This window comes from Kineococcus xinjiangensis (genome assembly GCF_002934625.1).
GTDB lineage: Bacteria > Actinomycetota > Actinomycetes > Actinomycetales > Kineococcaceae > Kineococcus_A > Kineococcus_A xinjiangensis.
Genome location: NZ_PTJD01000003.1, coordinates 155051 through 172862, shown reverse-complemented (window position 1 = coordinate 172862; position 17812 = coordinate 155051). Strand labels below are relative to the sequence as shown.

The 17812-nt window shown below is 75.6% G+C and carries 16 protein-coding genes; 7 read left to right on the top strand and 9 right to left on the bottom strand.

The window, feature by feature from the left end:
* Positions 1–103: 103 nt before the first annotated feature.
* Positions 104–913, top strand: coding sequence for a PIG-L family deacetylase (locus CLV92_RS05655; protein WP_211290893.1), 810 nt, complete (start codon positions 104–106; stop codon positions 911–913).
* Positions 914–1144: 231 nt separating this feature from the next.
* Positions 1145–2848, top strand: coding sequence for a rhamnogalacturonan acetylesterase (locus CLV92_RS05650; RefSeq protein ID WP_104431821.1), 1704 nt, complete (start codon positions 1145–1147; stop codon positions 2846–2848).
* 34 nt (positions 2849–2882) lie between these two features.
* On the opposite strand, the gene CLV92_RS05645 is transcribed toward CLV92_RS05650, so the two are convergent.
* On the bottom strand, positions 2883–3611 hold the full coding sequence (locus CLV92_RS05645) for an alpha/beta fold hydrolase (RefSeq protein WP_104431820.1): 729 nt from the start codon (positions 3609–3611) through the stop codon (positions 2883–2885).
* A complete protein-coding gene (locus tag CLV92_RS05640; RefSeq protein WP_158257139.1) occupies positions 3602–4207 on the bottom strand; it encodes a flavin reductase family protein in 606 nt (201 codons plus the stop codon). Before CLV92_RS05640 ends, CLV92_RS05645 begins: the two co-directional genes overlap by 10 nt.
* 184 nt (positions 4208–4391) lie before the next feature.
* Between CLV92_RS05640 and CLV92_RS05635 the strand changes: the two genes are divergently transcribed.
* A complete protein-coding gene (locus CLV92_RS05635; protein WP_104431818.1) occupies positions 4392–5408 on the top strand; it encodes a malate dehydrogenase in 1017 nt (338 codons plus the stop codon).
* A gap of 36 nt (positions 5409–5444) precedes the next feature.
* Here the strand turns inward: CLV92_RS05635 and CLV92_RS05630 are convergent, their stop codons facing one another.
* Together CLV92_RS05630 and CLV92_RS05625 are read right to left on the bottom strand one after the other, a co-directional pair.
* Positions 5445–5705 carry a DUF3017 domain-containing protein gene (locus CLV92_RS05630; protein WP_158257138.1) on the bottom strand — a complete coding sequence of 87 codons (261 nt, stop codon included), beginning with the start codon at positions 5703–5705 and terminating at the stop codon, positions 5445–5447.
* Positions 5706–5844: 139 nt separating this feature from the next.
* Entirely contained in the window at positions 5845–6891 is a 1047-nt protein-coding gene (locus tag CLV92_RS05625) for a LacI family DNA-binding transcriptional regulator (RefSeq protein WP_104431816.1), read from the bottom strand.
* A 254-nt stretch (positions 6892–7145) separates the two neighbouring features.
* On the opposite strand from CLV92_RS05625, the gene CLV92_RS05620 reads away from it, so the two are divergent.
* The gene (locus CLV92_RS05620; RefSeq protein WP_245886446.1) at positions 7146–8024 is read left to right on the top strand and encodes a sulfurtransferase; all 879 of its coding nucleotides are present in this window, start codon (positions 7146–7148) and stop codon (positions 8022–8024) included.
* 29 nt (positions 8025–8053) lie between these two features.
* On the opposite strand, the gene purH is transcribed toward CLV92_RS05620, so the two are convergent.
* Both purH and purN read right to left on the bottom strand, forming a co-directional pair.
* Positions 8054–9688, bottom strand: a complete 1635-nt coding sequence (gene purH / locus CLV92_RS05615) for a bifunctional phosphoribosylaminoimidazolecarboxamide formyltransferase/IMP cyclohydrolase (protein WP_104431815.1) — start codon at positions 9686–9688, stop codon at positions 8054–8056.
* Positions 9685–10380, bottom strand: a complete 696-nt coding sequence (gene purN, locus CLV92_RS05610) for a phosphoribosylglycinamide formyltransferase (protein WP_245886444.1) — start codon at positions 10378–10380, stop codon at positions 9685–9687. The genes purH and purN overlap by 4 nt, the downstream gene beginning before the upstream one ends.
* A 113-nt stretch (positions 10381–10493) precedes the next feature.
* Between purN and CLV92_RS05605 the strand changes: the two genes are divergently transcribed.
* The 3 genes from CLV92_RS05605 (at position 10494) to CLV92_RS05595 (ending at position 13943) form a co-directional block, all read left to right on the top strand.
* On the top strand, positions 10494–11279 hold the full coding sequence (locus tag CLV92_RS05605; protein ID WP_104431813.1) for a VOC family protein: 786 nt from the start codon (positions 10494–10496) through the stop codon (positions 11277–11279).
* 314 nt (positions 11280–11593) lie between these two features.
* On the top strand, positions 11594–13075 hold the full coding sequence (locus CLV92_RS05600) for a family 43 glycosylhydrolase (RefSeq protein WP_211290892.1): 1482 nt from the start codon (positions 11594–11596) through the stop codon (positions 13073–13075).
* A 109-nt stretch (positions 13076–13184) separates the two neighbouring features.
* Entirely contained in the window at positions 13185–13943 is a 759-nt protein-coding gene (locus tag CLV92_RS05595; protein ID WP_104431811.1) for a hypothetical protein, read from the top strand.
* Positions 13944–14052: 109 nt separating this feature from the next.
* On the opposite strand, the gene CLV92_RS05590 is transcribed toward CLV92_RS05595, so the two are convergent.
* From CLV92_RS05590 to sucC, 3 genes are all read right to left on the bottom strand, one after another.
* Positions 14053–15408: a cell division protein PerM gene (locus tag CLV92_RS05590; RefSeq protein WP_146099424.1), complete on the bottom strand. Its 1356-nt coding sequence runs from the start codon at positions 15406–15408 to the stop codon at positions 14053–14055.
* Between the two features lie 162 nt (positions 15409–15570).
* A complete protein-coding gene (sucD, locus tag CLV92_RS05585) occupies positions 15571–16470 on the bottom strand; it encodes a succinate--CoA ligase subunit alpha (RefSeq protein WP_104431809.1) in 900 nt (299 codons plus the stop codon).
* Between the two features lie 3 nt (positions 16471–16473).
* Positions 16474–17649: an ADP-forming succinate--CoA ligase subunit beta gene (gene sucC / locus CLV92_RS05580; protein ID WP_104431808.1), complete on the bottom strand. Its 1176-nt coding sequence runs from the start codon at positions 17647–17649 to the stop codon at positions 16474–16476.
* Positions 17650–17812: the final 163 nt, after the last annotated feature.

The following is a 17812-nucleotide window of genomic DNA, read 5'->3' as shown; positions in this document are numbered from 1 at the left end:
CGCGCGTGAAGGAACCGGACGGAGTGCGTGGCCGACCCGGAGGGAGGACGCCTCGATGGGGTGGTCCGACCGACGGCGGATGCGCTGCTGCCACCCTGTGCGGGTGCCCTTCACCCTCGTGTCCTTCCACGCCCATCCCGACGACGAGGCCCTGCTGACGGGCGGGACGCTGGCGCGGGCGGCTGCGGAGGGGCACCGGGTCGTGCTGGTGACGGCGACGGACGGGGAGGCGGGGCTGGCGGCGGCCGAGCGCACGGGGGACCTGGGGGCGGCGCGGGCCGCGGAGCTGGACCAGGCGGCGGCGGCGCTGGGCTGCGCGCGGGTGGTGCGCCTGGGCCATGCCGACTCCGGCTGGGGCAGCAGCCCGGCCCGGGCCGCGGGGCCCGGCTTCAGCGAGCTGCCCGTCGAGGACGTCGCCCGGCAGCTCGCGGCCGTCCTGCGGGAGGAGGGGGCGCACGTCCTGACCTCCTACGACCCGGCGGGCGGCTACGGCCATCCCGACCACGTCCAGGTGCACCGGGTGGGCGCGCGGGCCGCGGAGCTCGCCGCGACGCCGCTGCTGCTGGAGGCGACGGTGGACCGGACGCTGGTGCGGCGCGGGCTGCGCCTGGCCCGGCTGGTGCCGCGGCTGGACAGCGACGTCCTGGCGCAGCGCCTGGACACGGCGTTCACCGCACGGGAGGACCTGACGCACCGGGTGGACGTGCGCGCGCACCTGGCCGCCAAGCGGGAGGCGCTGGCCGCGCACGCCTCGCAGACGGAGTCCGACTCGGGGCTGCGCGGCATCCGTCTGCTGCTGCGGCTGCCGCGGCCGGTCTTCTCCGCGCTGCTGGGCCGGGAGTGGTTCCGGCAGAGCGGGCGGGGGCGGGTCCCGGGGCGGCTGCTGGACGACGTGTTCGCGGGCCTCGGCTGAGCCCGTGCGCCGGCGGCTGCGGCTGCGGGCAGCCCGCGGTGGTGTTGACACCTCTCGGTGATCGACCCAATACTCCCGGAAAGCCTTGCGGAAAGCGGTTCCCGACCGGGGCCGCTCCCTCCGTCGCGCTCGTCGGCACCCCGCTGTCCCACCGGCACCGGCCGGACCGGGTCCCGCGCCGCGCGTCTCGGCCGCACTCCCTGCAGATCCCGCTCACCGTCGAGGAGATCCATGAGGAAGCACCCGCGGCACCCCGGCACCCGCCGCCGCTCCGCCCCCGTCGCCGCCGTCACCGCGGCCGCCGCCGTCACCGCAGCACTGCTGACCGTGCCCGCGGCCACCGCGTCGGCGGTCCCGCTCGACCCGGGCGCCTCCCTGCGCTTCGACTTCGGCCCGGGGGCGCTGGCGTCCGGCCACACGAGGGTCGACCGGGGCACCGCCTTCTCCAGCTCGACGGGCTTCGGCTTCGCCGACACCACGAAGGTGACCTCCACCGACCGCGGTGGCAGCGACCCGCTGCGCGCGGACTTCGCCACCCCCCGGGACACCACGTTCTCCGTGGAGGTCCCCAGCGCCGACTACACGGTCTCCCTCGTCGCCGGGGACCGGGCGGGCGCCACCGACGTGGCGGTGCGCGCGGAGAGCGTCCTGAAGGTGCCCGCCGCGTCGCGGGCCGCCGGCCAGTTCCTGGAGACGAGCTTCGACGTGGCCGTCGTCGACGGCAGGCTGGACCTGGAGTTCAGCGGCGCGACGCCGAACGTGAACGCCGTCGTCCTCACGCGCCAGGCGCCGCGCACGGCCGGGGCGAAGCCGACCGTCTACATCGCCGGCGACTCCACCGTGCAGACGTACAACGCGGGGTGGAAGCCGGAGGCGGGCTGGGGTCAGATGCTCCCCCACTCCTTCACCACCGGCGTGGCCTTCAGCAACCACGCGATCGGCGGGCGCAGCTCGAAGTCCTTCCTCGTCGAGGGGCGCCTGGACACGGTGCTCCGGGCGCTGCGGCCCGGCGACTACTTCTACGTGCAGTTCGGCCACAACGACGCGACCGTCAGCCGGCCGGAGCGCTACGTCACGCCGGAGCAGTACAAGGAGTACCTGCAGCGCTACGTGGACGGCGCCCGCCAGCGCGGTGCGACGCCGGTGCTGGTGACTCCGGTGGGGCGCCGGTCCTACGACCCGGCGACGGGCCGGTTCAACGACAGCTTCGGCAGCTACACGCGTGCCATGAAGGAGATCGGGGCCCAGCTCGGCGCCACCGTCCTGGACCTCGGCGCCGCCAGCCGCGCCTACTACGAGGGCGTGGGGCCGGAGGGCACGAAGAACGTGTTCCTCCACACCCCGCCCGGCGCCTACCCGGCATGGGTGAACGGGGTCCAGGACGACACCCACTTCCAGGAGTACGGGGCCGTCCAGATCGCCCGGTTGCTGGCGTCGCTGACCCGCAGCGCCGGCCTGCCCCTGGCGCAGCACCTGCGGACCGCCACGCCGCCCGCGGCCGCACGCCGCTTCGACTTCGGCCCGGTCGGCTCCCCGGCGATGACGGGGTACGCGGCGGTGACCCGCGCGGACCTGTACTCCACCGCCCGCGGCTTCGGGTTCGTCTCCACCACGGGCATGATCGACCGCGACCGCGGCGAGGCCACCGATCCCCTGCGCCGGGACTTCGTCGCCTGCTTCGGCTGCACCTACGAGTTCCGCGCGGACGTGCCCAACGGCACCTACACCGTGCGCACCGTGCACGGGGACGCGCTGGGCAGCGCCCGCACGTCCGTCCGCATCGAGGGCGTCGACCGCGGTGCGGCCGCTGCGGCGCACGGCACGACGGTGGAGAAGACCGTCACCGGCGTGGTGGTCTCGGACGGGCGTCTCGACGTCGTGCTGAGCGGGGCGACGGCGCACCTCAACGGACTGGAGGTCGTCCCCGCGGGCTGATGCCCGTCGGGCCCCTGCTCGTCGAGGGCGCCGGCTAGCCCTGGGCCTCCGGCGCCCTCGACGGCTCCACCCAGCCGTCGAGGGCCTCCAGGAACCCCTCGAGGTCGTCGCGGAACACGTTGTGCCCGGCCCCGGGGACCGTCCGCACCTCGAACCCCGCCGCCTGCAGCCGTTGCGCGTCGGCGTCGCTCACCAGCTCACTGCCGTCCGCGCGCAGCACCAGCGAGGGAACCGCCGCGGACGACGGCAGCAGCGGGCCGTGGCGGCGCGCGTCGTGGAGGATCGCGACGGCGTCGGGGTCCCAGCGGCTGCGGGCTGCGAGGACGTGGTGGACGTCGCCGGCGCTCCAGCGGGGGTTCTCCCGGGCGATGTCGCCGCCGCGCTGCAGCGGCACCCGCCGGAAGCGCTCCGGGTCGGAGGTGTCGCGCTCCCCGCCGAGCTGCCAGGGCGGGTCCACGTACACCGCCGCCCGCGGTCGCAGCCGCTCCACCGCCGCGGTGAGGACCAGACCGCCGAGGGAGTGCCCGATCGCGAGGTCCGGGCCGGCGGGGACGGACTCCACGAGGGCGTCCGCGCAGGCGGCGAGGGTGTAGCCGTCGCGGGGGCTGCGGCCGTGCCCGGGCAGGTCCACGGCGAGGCAGCGGTACCCGAGCCGGGCGAGGCGGGGCGCCACGCGGTGCCAGGTTCCGGAGTCGGAGGTGACGCCGTGGACGAGGACGGCGGAGCGCGGTCCCTCTCCCCAGGCGCGGACGGTCAGCTGCACGCCCGCAAGCTAGCTCCTGCGGTGCGCTGCGGCCCAGCCGGTGGGGGCGCGGGGAGGGCCGTGTAGGCGCGGTCGTGGTGCACGAGCGACGGGCGCTCGTGCACGGCGGTGCGCTGCACCTCCACGACGACGATGACGCTGTCCCCCGCGGGGACGAGGGCGGTGACCGGGCCGCTGAGCCGGGCGGCGACCCCGGCCAGCTCGGGCAGGCCGTCCTCCCCCCACCGCCAGGCCGCGGGATCGGCGAAGCGGGCGGCGGCGGGACCGGCGAAGGTGCGGGCCAGCGCCTCGGAGCCGGCGGCGAGCAGGTGCACCGCGCAGGCCCCGCCGGACTGCAGCGTCGCGAGCGAGGACGAGGTGCGACCCACGTTGAAGGAGAGCAGCGGGGGGTCCACCGAGACGGAGGCGACGGAGGTCGCGGTGAAGCCGGCGGGCGCACCGGCGGAGGCGGCCGTGACGACCCAGACACTGCTCGCGGCACGGCGGAAGGCCGCCCGCAGGCCGTCGGCCGCCCGTGCGGGGCCGGGGGGTGCGGGCTCGCGGGGGTCGGGGGCCGGCGCTCCGCTGCGGGCCCCTGCAGGCGGGGTGGGCGGCAACGCGCCTCCCCTCCCTCCGGCGTCCGTCCGACCCGCCGCGGCACCGGCAGGCCCCTCCAGCGTCTCCGCGCCCCGCCGCCGCCGCAAACCGGCCGGGGCCCCGCCCGTGCACCGGGGGAGGCCGGGGCGCGGGGCAGCGGCTAGCGTTCGCCGCGACCGAGTCCCCGGCCACCAGGAGCCCGATGTGAGCCCCGAAGCCAGCCCCGAAGCGGGCACAGCACCCACCACCGTCACCGTGACCGGGGCGGCGGGGCAGATCGGCTACAGCCTCCTGCCGCGCATCGCGAGCGGGGCCATGCTCGGAGCGGACCGGCCCGTGCGCCTGCGTCTGCTGGAGATCCCCGCCGCCGTGGGTGCCGCCGCGGGCGTGGCGATGGAGCTGGACGACTGCGCCTTCCCGCTGCTCGCGGGCATCGACGTCACCGACGACCCGGCGACCGCCTTCGACGGCGCGGACGTCGCCCTGCTCGTCGGCTCCCGCCCCCGCGGCAAGGGCATGGAGCGCGCCGACCTGCTGCAGGCCAACGGCGCCATCTTCACGGCACAGGGCAGGGCGCTGGCCGAGAACGCCGCCGCGGACGTGAAGGTCCTCGTCGTCGGCAACCCCGCCAACACCAACGCCCTCATCGCGCTGCACAACGCGCCGGGGATCCCGGCCTCGCGGTTCACCGCCATGACGCGCCTGGACCACAACCGCGCCGTGGCGCAGCTCGCGCGGCGCACGGGCGTGCCCGTCACCGGCATCCGCGGGATCACCGTGTGGGGCAACCACTCCGCGACGCAGTACCCCGACCTGACCGCCGCCACCGTCGACGGCAGGCCCGCGACGGAGGTCGTGGGCGACCCCGCGTGGATCGAGGAGTTCTTCATCCCGACCGTCCAGCAGCGGGGCGCGGCGATCATCGAGGCGCGGGGCGCGTCCTCGGCGGCGAGCGCCGCCAGCGCGGCCGTGGACCACGTCCGGGACTGGGTCCTCGGCACGCCCGAGGGCACGTGGACGTCGATGGCCGTGGTGTCCGACGGCTCGTACGGGGTGCCGGAGGGGCTGGTGTCCTCCTTCCCCGTGACCTGCTCGGGCGGGGAGTGGCGCATCGTGCAGGGCCTGGAGCTGGACGCCGGGTCGCGGGCCCGGCTGGACGTGACCGTCGGGGAACTCGCCGCGGAGCGCGACGCGGTGCGCGGCATGGGCCTGCTGGGCTGAGTCGCAGCGGGGCGGGCGCCGGCGTCGGCGCCCGCCTCAGCCGCCGGTGGGCACCACCCACGCCAGGCCGGCGCAGGCGAGCGCGAGCGCGAGCGCGACCACCACGTCGAAGGCCCGGGAGCGCACCGCCAGGGCGCCGACGACCCGCACCGGCAGCACCAGGCGCAGCACGCCGGCCAGCAGCAGGTCCGCGGCCAGCACGAGCCCGCCCGCGCGCGGGCCGGCGACGACCACCACCACGAGGGCGAGCACGACCCCGACGAGCACGGCGTGCAGCAGCACCTCCCGGGGCGGCACCTCCTCGTGGACGTGCGACCCCCCCGGGGGGTGGGTTCCGCCGCCCGAACCGCCGACCACCGGATGCCTCCCCCGCAGAACCGCCTCGCCGCGGAACCGCCGCGGTCTCCGGGCCCCCGACGGGGGGCGCGCCAGCACGCTACCCGCGTGCGCTGCGGAGCGGCGGGACCTCCCCCGAGCCGCGGGGGACGAGCGTGGCGGGGATCGTGACGTGCTTCGCCGGGGAACGGTCGCCGGCGATGCGGGCCAGGACGAGGTCGGCGGCGGTGCGGCCGAGGGCGCTGACGTCCTGCTGGACCACCGAGACCGCCGGGCGCAGGAGGTCGGCCACCGGGAAGTCGTCGAACCCGACCAGGGCGACGTCGTGCTCGAGGCCGGCGTGCTGCAGGGCGCGCACGGCCCCGATCGCGAGGAGGTTCTGGGCGGCGAACACGGCCGTCGGCGGTTCGGGGAGGCCGAGCAGGTCGGTGACCGCGGTCTGCGCCGCCTCGGGGCCGCGCAGGTCCCGGCGCACGAGGTCCCGCCCCGGCCGCACCCCCGCGCGGGCGAGACCCTCCACGTAGCCGGCGTGGCGCTCCTGGTGGGTCCACAGCTCCTGGCGGTCGCCGAGGAAGGCGATGCGGCGGTGGCCGAGGGCGGTGAGCCGCTGGACCGCCTCCGAGGTGCTCTCGCGGTTGGTGGTGGTGACGCAGTCGGTGTCCGGGAACGTCGGCGGCCGGTCCAGCAGGACCATCGGCACGCCCCGCTGCCGCTCGCCCCGGAGCGCGTCCTGGTGACCCGCCAGCGGCATGGCGAGCAGGCCGTCGACGCGCCGCAGGGCGAGGGACTCCAGGATCTCCGCCTGCCGGGCCGGGTCGTCCTCGTCGCTGCCGGCGAAGACGAGGAACCCGCTCTCCCGGGCGCGGGCCTCGACGGCGCGCAGCAACGTGGAGTCGAACGGGTTGGAGAGGTCCTCGAAGACGACACCGAGGGTGGTGCTGCGCCGGTCGGCGCGGCGCAGGCTGCTGGCGGAGAGGTTGGGCCGGTAGCCGAGCGCGGCCGCGGCCTCCGCGACGCGGCGGGCCACGTCGGCGCCGACGCCCCGTTCGCCGTTGACGGCCCGCGAGACCGTCTTGATGCTGACCCCGGCGAGCGCGGCGACGTCGCGCATCGTCGGCTCCGGTCGCCGTGTGCGGGAATCGTCCATCCGGCGCCCCTCCTGCCTGGGCGACGGCCTGCACCGGAGCCCTCGCGGACCCTACTGCCACGGCCGTGGACGCCCTGCGCAGGTCCGCTGCGCCGGTGCCGGCGGTCCACGACGGCCCGGTCCGCGACCGCGGCGGGGCGGCGTGCCCGGCGGGGCGGCGTGCCCGGCGGGGCGGCGTGCCCGGCGGGGCGGCGTGCCCGGCGGGGCGGCGTGCCCGGCGGGGCGCTCCGCCCGCGGCACGCCACCATGGCCGGGTGAGCACTCCCGCCCCGCCCGACCGCGCCCGCACGTTCACCGACGTCGCCGAACTGCGGCGCCTCCTCGACGCAGGCGCCCCCCTGCTGCTGCTGGACGTGCGCTGGCGGCTCGGCGACACCACCGGGCGCGAGCGCCACCGCGAGGGCCACCTGCCCGGGGCCGTGTACGTGGACCTCGACGCCGAGCTGTCCGCCCCGCCCTCCCCCGCGCACGGCCGGCACCCCCTGCCCGATCCCGCTGCGCTGCAGGAGAGCGCGCGGCGGTGGGGGCTGCGGCCGGGGATGCAGGTCGTCGCCTACGACGACGCCGGCGGCGCGGCCGCGGCGCGCGCCTGGTGGGTGCTGCGCTGGGCGGGGTGGGAGGAGGTGCGCATCCTCGACGGCGGGCTGGCGGCCTGGCGCGCGGCCGGGCTGCCCCTGGAGGCGGGCGAGGTCGAACCGGCCCCCGGTGACGTGGAACCGGGTGACGTGGAGCTGTCGCCGGGGGCGATGCCCGTCGTGGACGCCGACGGCGCCGCCGCGCTGCCCGCCTCCGGTCTGCTGCTCGACGCGCGGGCAGGTGAGCGCTACCGCGGCGAGGTGGAGCCGGTGGACCCCCGCGCCGGGCACGTCCCCGGTGCGCGCAACCTGCCGCCGGGTTCCCTGACCGACGGGGAGGGGCTGCTGCTGCCCGCGGACGTGCTGCGGGAGCGGCTGGCGCAGGTCGGGGTGCGCCCCGGCGTTGCCACGGCCGCGTACTGCGGTTCGGGGGTGTTCGCCAGCCTCGCGGTCGCGCAGCTGGCCGCCGCGGGGATCGAGGCCGCCCTCTACCCCGGCTCGTGGTCGCAGTGGTCGTCGGATCCCGCGCGGCCGGCGGCCACCGGGCGCGAGCCGTGACGGATCACGAGCCGGGGTAGGCCGACGGGTCAGTGCGCGAAGTGCCGCGCGCCCGTGAGGTACATCGTCACGCCCGCGGCGCGGGCGGCCTCGACCACCTCGGCGTCGCGGACGGAACCGCCCGGCTGGACGATGGCGCGCACCCCGGCGTCGATGAGGATCTGCGCCCCGTCGGCGAAGGGGAAGAACGCGTCGGAGGCCGCGACGGAGCCCCTGGCGCGCTCGGCGCCGGCCCGGGAGACGGCGAGCCGGCAGGAGTCCACCCGGTTCACCTGGCCCATGCCGATGCCGACGCTCGCGCCGCCGCTCGCGAGCAGGATGGCGTTGGAGCGCACCGAGCGCACCGCCCGCCAGGCGAAGGCGAGGTCCGCCAGGGTGCTCTCGTCGGCGGCGTCCCCGGCCACGAGCTGCCAGGTGGAGGGGTCGTCACCGCCGGGCCCGTCACCGGCGACCGCGGCGTCGATGCGGTCGGTCCCCTGCACCAGCACCCCGCCGGAGACCTGGCGCCACTCCAGCTCGTCGCGGCGGAAGCCCTCGGGGAGCCGGAGGAGGCGGATGTTCTTCTTGGCCTGGAGCAGCTCCAGCGCCGCCGGTTCGAAGTCCGGCGCGACGACCACCTCGGTGAAGACGTCGGCGACCTGCGCGGCCATCGCGGCCGTCACGACGCGGTTGGCGGCGATCACCCCGCCGAAGGCGGAGACGGGGTCGCAGGCGTGGGCGGCGGCGTGGGCGGCGGCGATGTCGGAGCCCACCGCGACCCCGCAGGGGTTGGCGTGCTTGATGACGGCGACGGCCGGTTCCGCGAAGTCGTGGGCGGCGCGCACGGCGGCGTCGGCGTCGACGTAGTTGTTGTAGGACATGGCCTTGCCGTGCAGCTGCTCGGCCTGCGCGATCCCGGCGGGGGCGTCCGGGTCGACGTAGAGGGCGGCGGCCTGGTGGGGGTTCTCGCCGTAGCGCAGCACCTCCGACAGCTCCAGCGAGGTTCCCGTGAACACCGGCCAGTGCGGGTCGCCGGCGCCCTCGTCGTCCACGAGCTGCGCGGCGCACCAGGTGGCCACGGCGGTGTCGTAGGCGGCGGTGTGCGCGAACGCGGCCGCGGCCAGCCTCCGGCGCTCGGCCAGGGTGAACCCGCCCTCGCCGACCGCGGCGAGCACGTCGCCGTAGCGGGCCGGGTCGACGACGACGACGACGCTGGGGTGGTTCTTCGCGGCGGCGCGGACCATCGACGGCCCGCCGATGTCGATCTGCTCCACGACGTCGTCGCGCCCCGCGCCGGAGGCGACGGTCTCGCGGAACGGGTAGAGGTTCACGACCACGAGGTCGAAGGGCTCCACGCCGAGGTCCGCGAGCTGGGCGGCGTGCTCGGGCAGGCGCAGGTCGGCGAGGATCCCGGCGTGCACCCTCGGGTGGAGGGTCTTGACGCGCCCGTCGAGGCACTCGGGGAAACCCGTCAGCTCCTCCACGGGCGTGACGGGAACCCCGGCCGCGGCGATGCGGGCCGCGGTGGAGCCGGTGGAGACCAGCGCGACGCCCGCGGCGTGCAGGCCGGTGGCGAGCTCCTCCAGACCCGTCTTGTCGTAGACGCTGACGAGGGCGCGGCGGACCGGGCGTCGCTGCTGCGCCCCGGGCGTCGCCTCGGCTGCCGTGCTGCTGCTCGTGCTCACGAGAATCGGACCTTCCTGCCGGTGACGGACCAGCCGCGGGCCAGCCGGCCGACGACTTCGACGAGGAGCAGGCGCTCCTGCTCCTTGATGCGTTCGTGGAGGGTCGCCTCGTCGTCGTCGTCGAGGACGGGCACCGCCGCCTGGGCCACGATCGGGCCGGTGTCGACGCCCTCGTCGACGAGGTGCACGGTGCAGCCGGTGACGCGCACGCCGTGGGCGAGGGCGTCGCGCACGCCGTGGGCCCCGGGGAAGGAGGGCAGCAGCGCGGGGTGGGTGTTGAGGATGCGGCCGCCGAAGGCCCCGAGCATGGGGGCGCCGAGGATCCGCATGAACCCGGCGAGCACCACGAGGTCCGGTTCGAACTGCGCGACCGCCTCGACCAGGGCCCGCTCCCAGGCGGTGCGGTCGGGGTGCTCGGCGGGCGGGACCGCGAAGGTGGTCACCCCGGCCACCGAGGCCCGGGAGAGGCCCTGCGCGGCGGGCTTGTCGGAGCCGACGGCCACGACGCGGACGGGGCGCTGCCCGGCCGGGAGCGTTCCCGGCAGGGTGGCCGCGGCGGTCTCGGCCGTGGCGTCGAGGAGCGCCTGCATCGTCGAGCCGGAACCGGAGACGAGGACCACGACCCGGAAGGGGCGGGCGTCCGCGCCGGGGGCGTCGGCGGGAGGGGGGACGGCGACCGGGGGCTGCGGCACGTGGGCCAACGATAGTGGCCCCGGGGCGTCCTCCCGGCCACGCGGGCGGGGCGCCGGGACGGCCATCTGGTGCAGCTCTCCACCATGTCGGGACGGTGCGCTTCAGTGCTGCCATGAGCATCCGGACGAAGAACTGGCCCGCCGGCGTCCCCTGCTGGGTCGACCTCGGCACCCCCGAACCGACGGAGGACGTGCGCCTCTACGCGGACGTCCTCAGCTGGGAGGTCACCGACCCCGGCCCCGAGTTCGGCGGCTACCTCACCGCCCACCGGGGCGGCAGCGCCGCCGCGGGCATCGGTCCCGCCGAGGGCGAGACCGTCTTCTGGAACGTGTACGTCGCCACGGACGACGTCGACGCGACCGCCGCCGCGGTCACCGCTGCCGGCGGCCGGGTCCTGATGGGCCCCGGTGACGTCGGTCCGCTCGGGCGGATGGCGATCGCCGCCGACCCCACCGGTGCGCAGTTCGGGCTGTGGCAGGCCGGCACCCACATCGGGGCCTCGCTGGTCAACGAGCCGGGCGGGCTGGTGTGGGAGGACCTGCGCAGCACCGACCCGGACGCCTCCCGCGCCTTCTTCGCCAGCGTGTTCGGGTGGGCGTACGAGCCGATGGAGGGCTTCCCCGGCTACACGACCTTCTCGCTGCCGCAGGAGGGGCTCATCCTGGGCGGGATCGGCCCTGCGGGCCCGGAGACCCCCGGTGAGGCCGCCGGCTGGCTGCCGTACTTCGGGGTGGACGACACCGACGCCGCGGTCGGCGCCGCCGAGGCGCGCGGCGCGAAGGTCGTCATGCCCGCGGAGTCGACGCCGTACGGGCGCATGGCGGTCCTCGCCGACCCCCGCGGTGCCGAGTTCGCCGTGATCGCCAGTGACTGGAGCGAGCAGCCCGACCGGTCCTGACCGACCGGCTCCCGCCGCGCCGGCCCGCTGTGGGGCGGGGCCGGCGGGGCGGGAGCCGGGCGTGGTCCGCCCGCGGTGCCGCAGGACCCCATCCCGCATCCCGTCACACAGAGTGAATATCAACCCACAGGGAGCATCTTCGTCACCGAAGCGGCCCAACGGGCCCTTGCGGGCCTGTCGCCGTCGTTGACCTCGTCCTACGTTCAACGAGACGAGAGCTTCGGATGCACCCCGCCCTACGGCCTGAACGCCACCTCTCGTCACCGCCCGGAAGACAACCGGCGCCCACCCGGCGCCACGGCGAGAGGACGCACGTGAGCACTGCCACCCCGGCCACCGGTCACAGCCCCGGAGGGCGCCGCCTGCGCCGCGCGCTCCGCGGATCGGCCGCCGTCCTCGTCTCCGCTCTCGCCCTGCTGACGGGTGCCACCGCCCCGGCGTCCGCGCAGTTCATCGAGATCAACAACGTCGTGGTGGAGCAGCGCGCCGACCCGGCCGTCATCAAGCACAGCGACGGCTACTACTACATGACGGCCTCCGTGCCGGACTACAAGCGGGTGGAGCTGCGTCGCTCCACCACCCTGCAGGGGCTCGGCTCCGCCGCCACCGTGACCGCCTTCACCGCACCCTCCTCGGGCGCGCTCAGCGGCTGGATCTGGGCGCCGGACGTCCGCTTCTACGACGGCGCCTGGTACCTGTACTTCTCCGCCTCCCCGTCGAGCTCGCCCTACGACCAGCGGATGTACTACGTCAAGAACACCTCGGCGAACCCGATGACGGGCACCTGGTCGGCGCCGCAGCGGATGTACACCCACGTCGAGTCGTTCATGCTCGACCCGCACTCCTTCGAGCTGAACGGGCAGCGCTACTTCACCTGGGCGCAGAAGGACCCGAACAGCAGCGACAACAGCCACGTCTTCATCGCGAAGATGTCCAGCCCGACCACCATCACCGGCCCGGCCACCGTGATCGCCAAGCCCACCTACGCCTGGGAGCGCGAGGGCTACCCCGTCGCCGAGGGCCCGCAGGTCGTCGTCAGGAACGGCAAGGTGTTCATCGCCTACTCCGCCGCCGCCACCGACTCCCGCTACAAGCTGGGCCTGCTCACCGCGTCGACCTCGGCCGACCTCCTCAACCCGGCCTCGTGGACGAAGTCGGCGACGCCGGTGTTCTCCACCGCCAACGGCGTCTACGGCCCCGGCCACGGCAGCTTCACCGTCGCCGAGGACGGCAAGACCGACATCCTCGTCTACCACGCCCGCGACTACGCCGACCCGTACCCGGACGCGCTGACCGACCCCAACCGCCACACCCGCATGCAGCAGCTCTTCTGGACCGAGCACGGCCGGCCCTTCTTCGGCCAGCCCATGCCCAACGGCACCACTCCCCTCGGCATCAAGGGCGCGCACAGCGGCAAGTGCGTCGACAACTACAACTTCGACAAGACCTACGGCGCCCCCGTCAAGCTCTGGGACTGCAACGGCAGCACCGCGCAGCAGTGGGAGTTCAACTACCTGAACAACGGCCACTACGACGTCCGCAACCGCAACACCGGGACCTGCCTCGACAACGCCAACGGGTCCACCGCCCTCAACAACGACGTCATCCTCTGGGGCTGCAACGGCGGCACCCCGCAGCAGTGGGGTCTCCGGGACCGCGGCAACGGCTGGTTCCAGCTCGTCAACCGCGCCTCCGGCACCTGCCTCGACAACTACGCGCTCGACACCAGCAACGGTGCCCGGATCTCGATGTACAGCTGCAACGACCACGCCGCGCAGATGTGGCGTCGCGGCTGACGCCCGCCGCAGCACACCGGGCCGGCGCACCACCGCGCCGGCCCGGGCCGGGGAGGACCCCGCGCCGCACCCGCACGCCAGCACACCCCTGATCGTTCTGGAGCACCTCATGGCACGCGCCGCCCGCACCACCACCGCCCTCCTCCTGCTCGCCACCGCGGGCGCGACCCTGACCGGTTGCGGCAGCGAGGAGGAGGCCGCCGCTCCGGCCCCCACCCAGCGCCCGGTCGTGGCCACGGACGTCAGCGGGGTCGAGCGCGTGATCCGGTGCGAGAAGGAGGTCCTGCTCAGCGACGACGTCGAGACCGTCTTCCCCGCCGCGGACCGCAACAGCGCCTTCCGGAAGATCCTCGCCTACACCCTGTACGAGTCCACCTGGAACGAGCACCTCCTCAACGCGGACACCCCCCACGTCGTGGAGGACTTCCGCCGCGCGGGCCTCTACCTGGACCCCGAGACCACCGCCGACTGGGACGGGCAGGTCAGCCGGGCCCTGGCCGGGGACCCCGGTGCCATCGCCCAGGTCAACGACCTGGCCTTCTTCCAGCTGCGCGACGCCGAGGGCGACACCACTCCGGCCACCGGCGAGGTCGTCTCCGAGCGCCGCTGCCGCCAGGTGGCCTTCGACGTCAGCCGCACCAGCGGCTCCCCCCGCCTCAAGCTGACCTTCGACGTCAGCGCCGACGTGGCCATCGCGAAGGAGGACGGCAGCATCGTGCAGCTGCCCACCTCCAAGAACATCACCTACACCCTCGCCAGCGACGTCGACCTCGGCGGCGACTGGTACATCACCAGCTACTACGGCGACACCAGGACGGGCGAGGCCGCCCGCGCCGCCATCGAGGACGGCCCCGTCCAGTCCATGTGAGGACGCCGGACCGCACCACGCACGACGGCCCCCTCCCGAACGGGAGGGGGCCGTCGTGCGTCGCGCAGCGGAGGCGGACCCGTCGGCAGTCGGTCCCGCGGGACGGACCCTACGGGCGCTTCGAGGACCGGCCGCGAAGGTCCTGCCAGCGGGCGCGCAGGGAACCCTCCGCGGACTCCGGCCCGGCCGCCGACGCCCCGGCCGCGGCCTCGCCCCGCGGGGCCCGGCCGCTGAGGGTGCCGCCGGGCAGGGGTGCCGTCAGCCGGTGCGGGACGCGCCGCGGGCCGTACCTCGCGACGGCCGCGGCCCCGCCCACCGCCAGCAGCATGCCCAGGCTCACCTCCGCACCCGCCGCCACTGCCGCCAGCAGCGGCTCCGGCCCGACCTCCGCCATCCGCCCGGGACCGGCGGGACCGCTGGCCAGCCAGGACAGCACGCCCACCACCGTCCCGGTGAGCGCCCCGGCGCCGCCGACGACGGCCAGCCGCTCACCGGCGGTGGCCGGGGTCCCGTCCCGCCGGAACGCCAGCAGCGCGGCGAGCACCCCCACCAGGACCGGCAGCAGCACCACGGCCGCGAACGGCGCGGGCAGGGGGCCCGGCTGGGGCACGGCACCGAGGACCGGCAGGGCGGGCAGCGCGCCGACCTGCACCGCCGCGGGTGTGACCGCCGTGGACGTGCCCAGGGCGAAGCCCGTCCCCGTCAGCCACGCCACGCCCCAGACCGCCAGGTCCGGCAGCAGCAGCGCCTGCGCCGCCGTCAGCAGCAGCCCGCCGACCAGCCCCGGTCCCAGCGCCTCGTGCAGCAGCAGCACCCGCTCGTGGGACGCGACGAGGGCGACGGCGACGAGCGCGGCCCCGGCGGCCAGGAGGAGCGTCACCGCCGCTGCCGCCGGCCGCGCGCAGCGGCGCAGCCAGCCGGGCACGAGGGCCGCGACGTCGGGGTCCCAGCGCAGCGCGCACCCGCCGAGCACCGCGGCCGCCAGCACCGCACCGCCCAGGGCGGCGGCCGGCGGGTCGACGGCGGCGGCGGGAGTCCCGGACACGAGAGCGACCAGCGCCGCGACGAGGGCGTAGCCGGCCGCGAACACCCCGGCGGCCCTCCCCCACGGCAGCGGGCGCTCGGCCGCGACCTGGTCCTCCGCCCAGCGGCGCACCTGCCGGGCGGCCGTGACGACCGCGAGGGCCGTGATGCCCAGCGGCACGATGCCCACCCGGCCGCCCGTGACGACGACGTCCGCTCCGTGGGCGAGCAGCCACAGGTCGGTGCCCACCCGCAGGCTGGCCGACAGCGGTGCGCTGGTGGCCGTGGCGGCCGTCCAGGCCACGACGGCCCCGACGACGACGACGAGCAACGACCACCCGGCGGCCCGCACCGCGGCAGGCAGCAGCGGCAGCAGGTCGGCGGCGGTCACCGGCGCCTGCTCGTCCGGACGGGGGACGCGGCGGTCGAGGAGCGTGGTCATCGCCTCCATCGTCCACCGGTGGCGGGCGTGCGGGCGCACGACGCGCCTGTGTCCGCCGGATCCGCGCCCCGCCGCCCACCCGTCAGCGGTCCGGACGCGACGCGGGGCGGGACCGCGCACGGCCCCGCCCCGTTCGTGTCCGCGGCCCGGCCGCGGGGTGCCTCAGAGCGACTGCACGATCTCCCGGGCCAGCCGCGCGGTCTCGCTCGGCGTCTTGCCGACCTTCACGCCCGCGGCCTCCAGCGCCTCCTTCTTGGCCTGCGCGGTGCCCGCCGAGCCGGAGACGATGGCACCGGCGTGGCCCATGGTCTTGCCCTCGGGGGCGGTGAAGCCCGCGACGTAGCCGACGACGGGCTTGGTGACGTTCTCGCGGATGTAGGCCGCGGCCCGCTCCTCCGCGTCGCCGCCGATCTCGCCGATGAGCACGATGACGTCGGTCTCGGGGTCGGCCTGGAAGGCCTCCAGCGCGTCGATGTGCGTGGTCCCGATGACCGGGTCACCGCCGATGCCGACCGCGGAGGAGAAGCCGATGTCGGAGAGCTCGTACATCATCTGGTAGGTCAGCGTGCCCGACTTCGACACCAGGCCGATGCGGCCGGGCGGGGTGATGTCGGCGGGGATGATGCCCGCGTTGGACTTGCCGGGGCTGATGAGGCCGGGGCAGTTCGGGCCGATGAGGCGGCTCGTGCCCTTGGACTGCGCGTAGGCGAAGAACTCGGCGGAGTCGTGGACCGGCACGCCCTCGGTGATGACGACGACGAGGGGGACCTCCGCGTCGACGGCCTCGATGACGGCGGCCTTGGTGAACTTCGCCGGCACGAAGATCACGGACACGTCGGCGCCGGTGGCCTCGACGGCCTCCCGCACGGAGCCGAAGACGGGGACGGCGACCGGCGAGCCGTCCGGGCCGGTGAAGTCGACGCTCTGGCCGGCCTTGCTGGGGTTCACGCCGCCGACGATCTGCGTGCCGGAGGTCAGCATCCGCTGGCTGTGCTTGCGGCCCTCAGAGCCGGTGAGGCCCTGGACGATGACCTTGCTGGACTCGGTGAGGAAGATCGCCACGTCTCAGGCCTTTCCGGTTGCTGCGAGCTCGGCGGCCTTGGCGGCCGCGCCGTCCATGGTGTCGACCACGGTGACCAGGGGGTGCGCGGCCTCGGCGAGAATGCGCCGGCCCTCCTCGACGTTGTTGCCGTCCAGGCGCACGACGAGCGGCTTCGACGCCTCGTCGCCCAGGATGCCGAGGGCGGAGACGATGCCCTTGGCGACCTCGTCGCAGGCGGTGATGCCGCCGAAGACGTTGACGAAGACGCTCTTGACCTGCGGGTCGCCCAGGATCACGTCGAGGCCGTTGGCCATGACCTGGGCGGAGGCGCCGCCGCCGATGTCGAGGAAGTTGGCGGGCTTCACGCCGCCGTGCTGCTCGCCGGCGTAGGCGACGACGTCCAGCGTGCTCATGACGAGCCCGGCGCCGTTGCCGATGATGCCGACCTCGCCGTCGAGCTTGACGTAGTTGAGGCCGGTCTCCTTCGCCTTGCGCTCCAGCGGGTCGGTCGCCTCGACGTCGACGAGGTCGGCGTGGCCGGGGTGGCGGAACTCGGCGTTCTCGTCGATGGTCACCTTGCCGTCCAGGGCGATGATCCGCCCCTCCTCGCTCTTGACGAGCGGGTTGACCTCGACCAGCGTCGCGTCCTCGGCCGTGAACACGGTCCACAGCTTCTGGACGACGTCCACGACCCCGTCGCGCACGTCGTCGGCGAAGCCGGCGGCGTCCACGATCTCGCGGGCCTTCGCCTCGTCGATGCCGGTGAGGGCGTCGACGGGGATGCGGGCCAGCGCCTCGGGGCGCTCGACCGCCAGCTGCTCGATCTCGACCCCGCCCTCGCGGCTGGCCATCGCCAGGTAGGTGCGGTTGGTGCGGTCGAGCAGGATGGAGAAGTAGTACTCCTCCGCGATGGTGGCTGCCTCGGCGATCAACACCCGGTGGACCGTGTGGCCCTTGATGTCCATGCCGAGGATGTCGCGGGCGCGGTCGGCGGCCTCGGCGGGGCTGTGGGCGAGCTTGACGCCGCCCGCCTTGCCCCGGCCGCCGGTCTTGACCTGCGCCTTCACCACCACCGTGCCCCCGCCGAGGGCCTCGGCCGCAGCCTGAGCCTCCTCGGGGGTGGTCGCCACCCTGCCGCCCAGCACCGGTACGCCGTGCGCCGCGAACATGTCGCGCGCCTGGTACTCGAAGAGGTCCACGCGTCGTCCTCGTCCTCGTCCTGTCCTCGGGTCATCGATGTCGGCGCAGGCGCCGCGCCACCCAGCGGAGACGGACGGCGACAGCACCGAGCCACCGAGCACCCTAGACCTGGATCACCCGGCGCACCCTGGTGGAGCAGAGCGGCGCTCGTCACACTCCCCG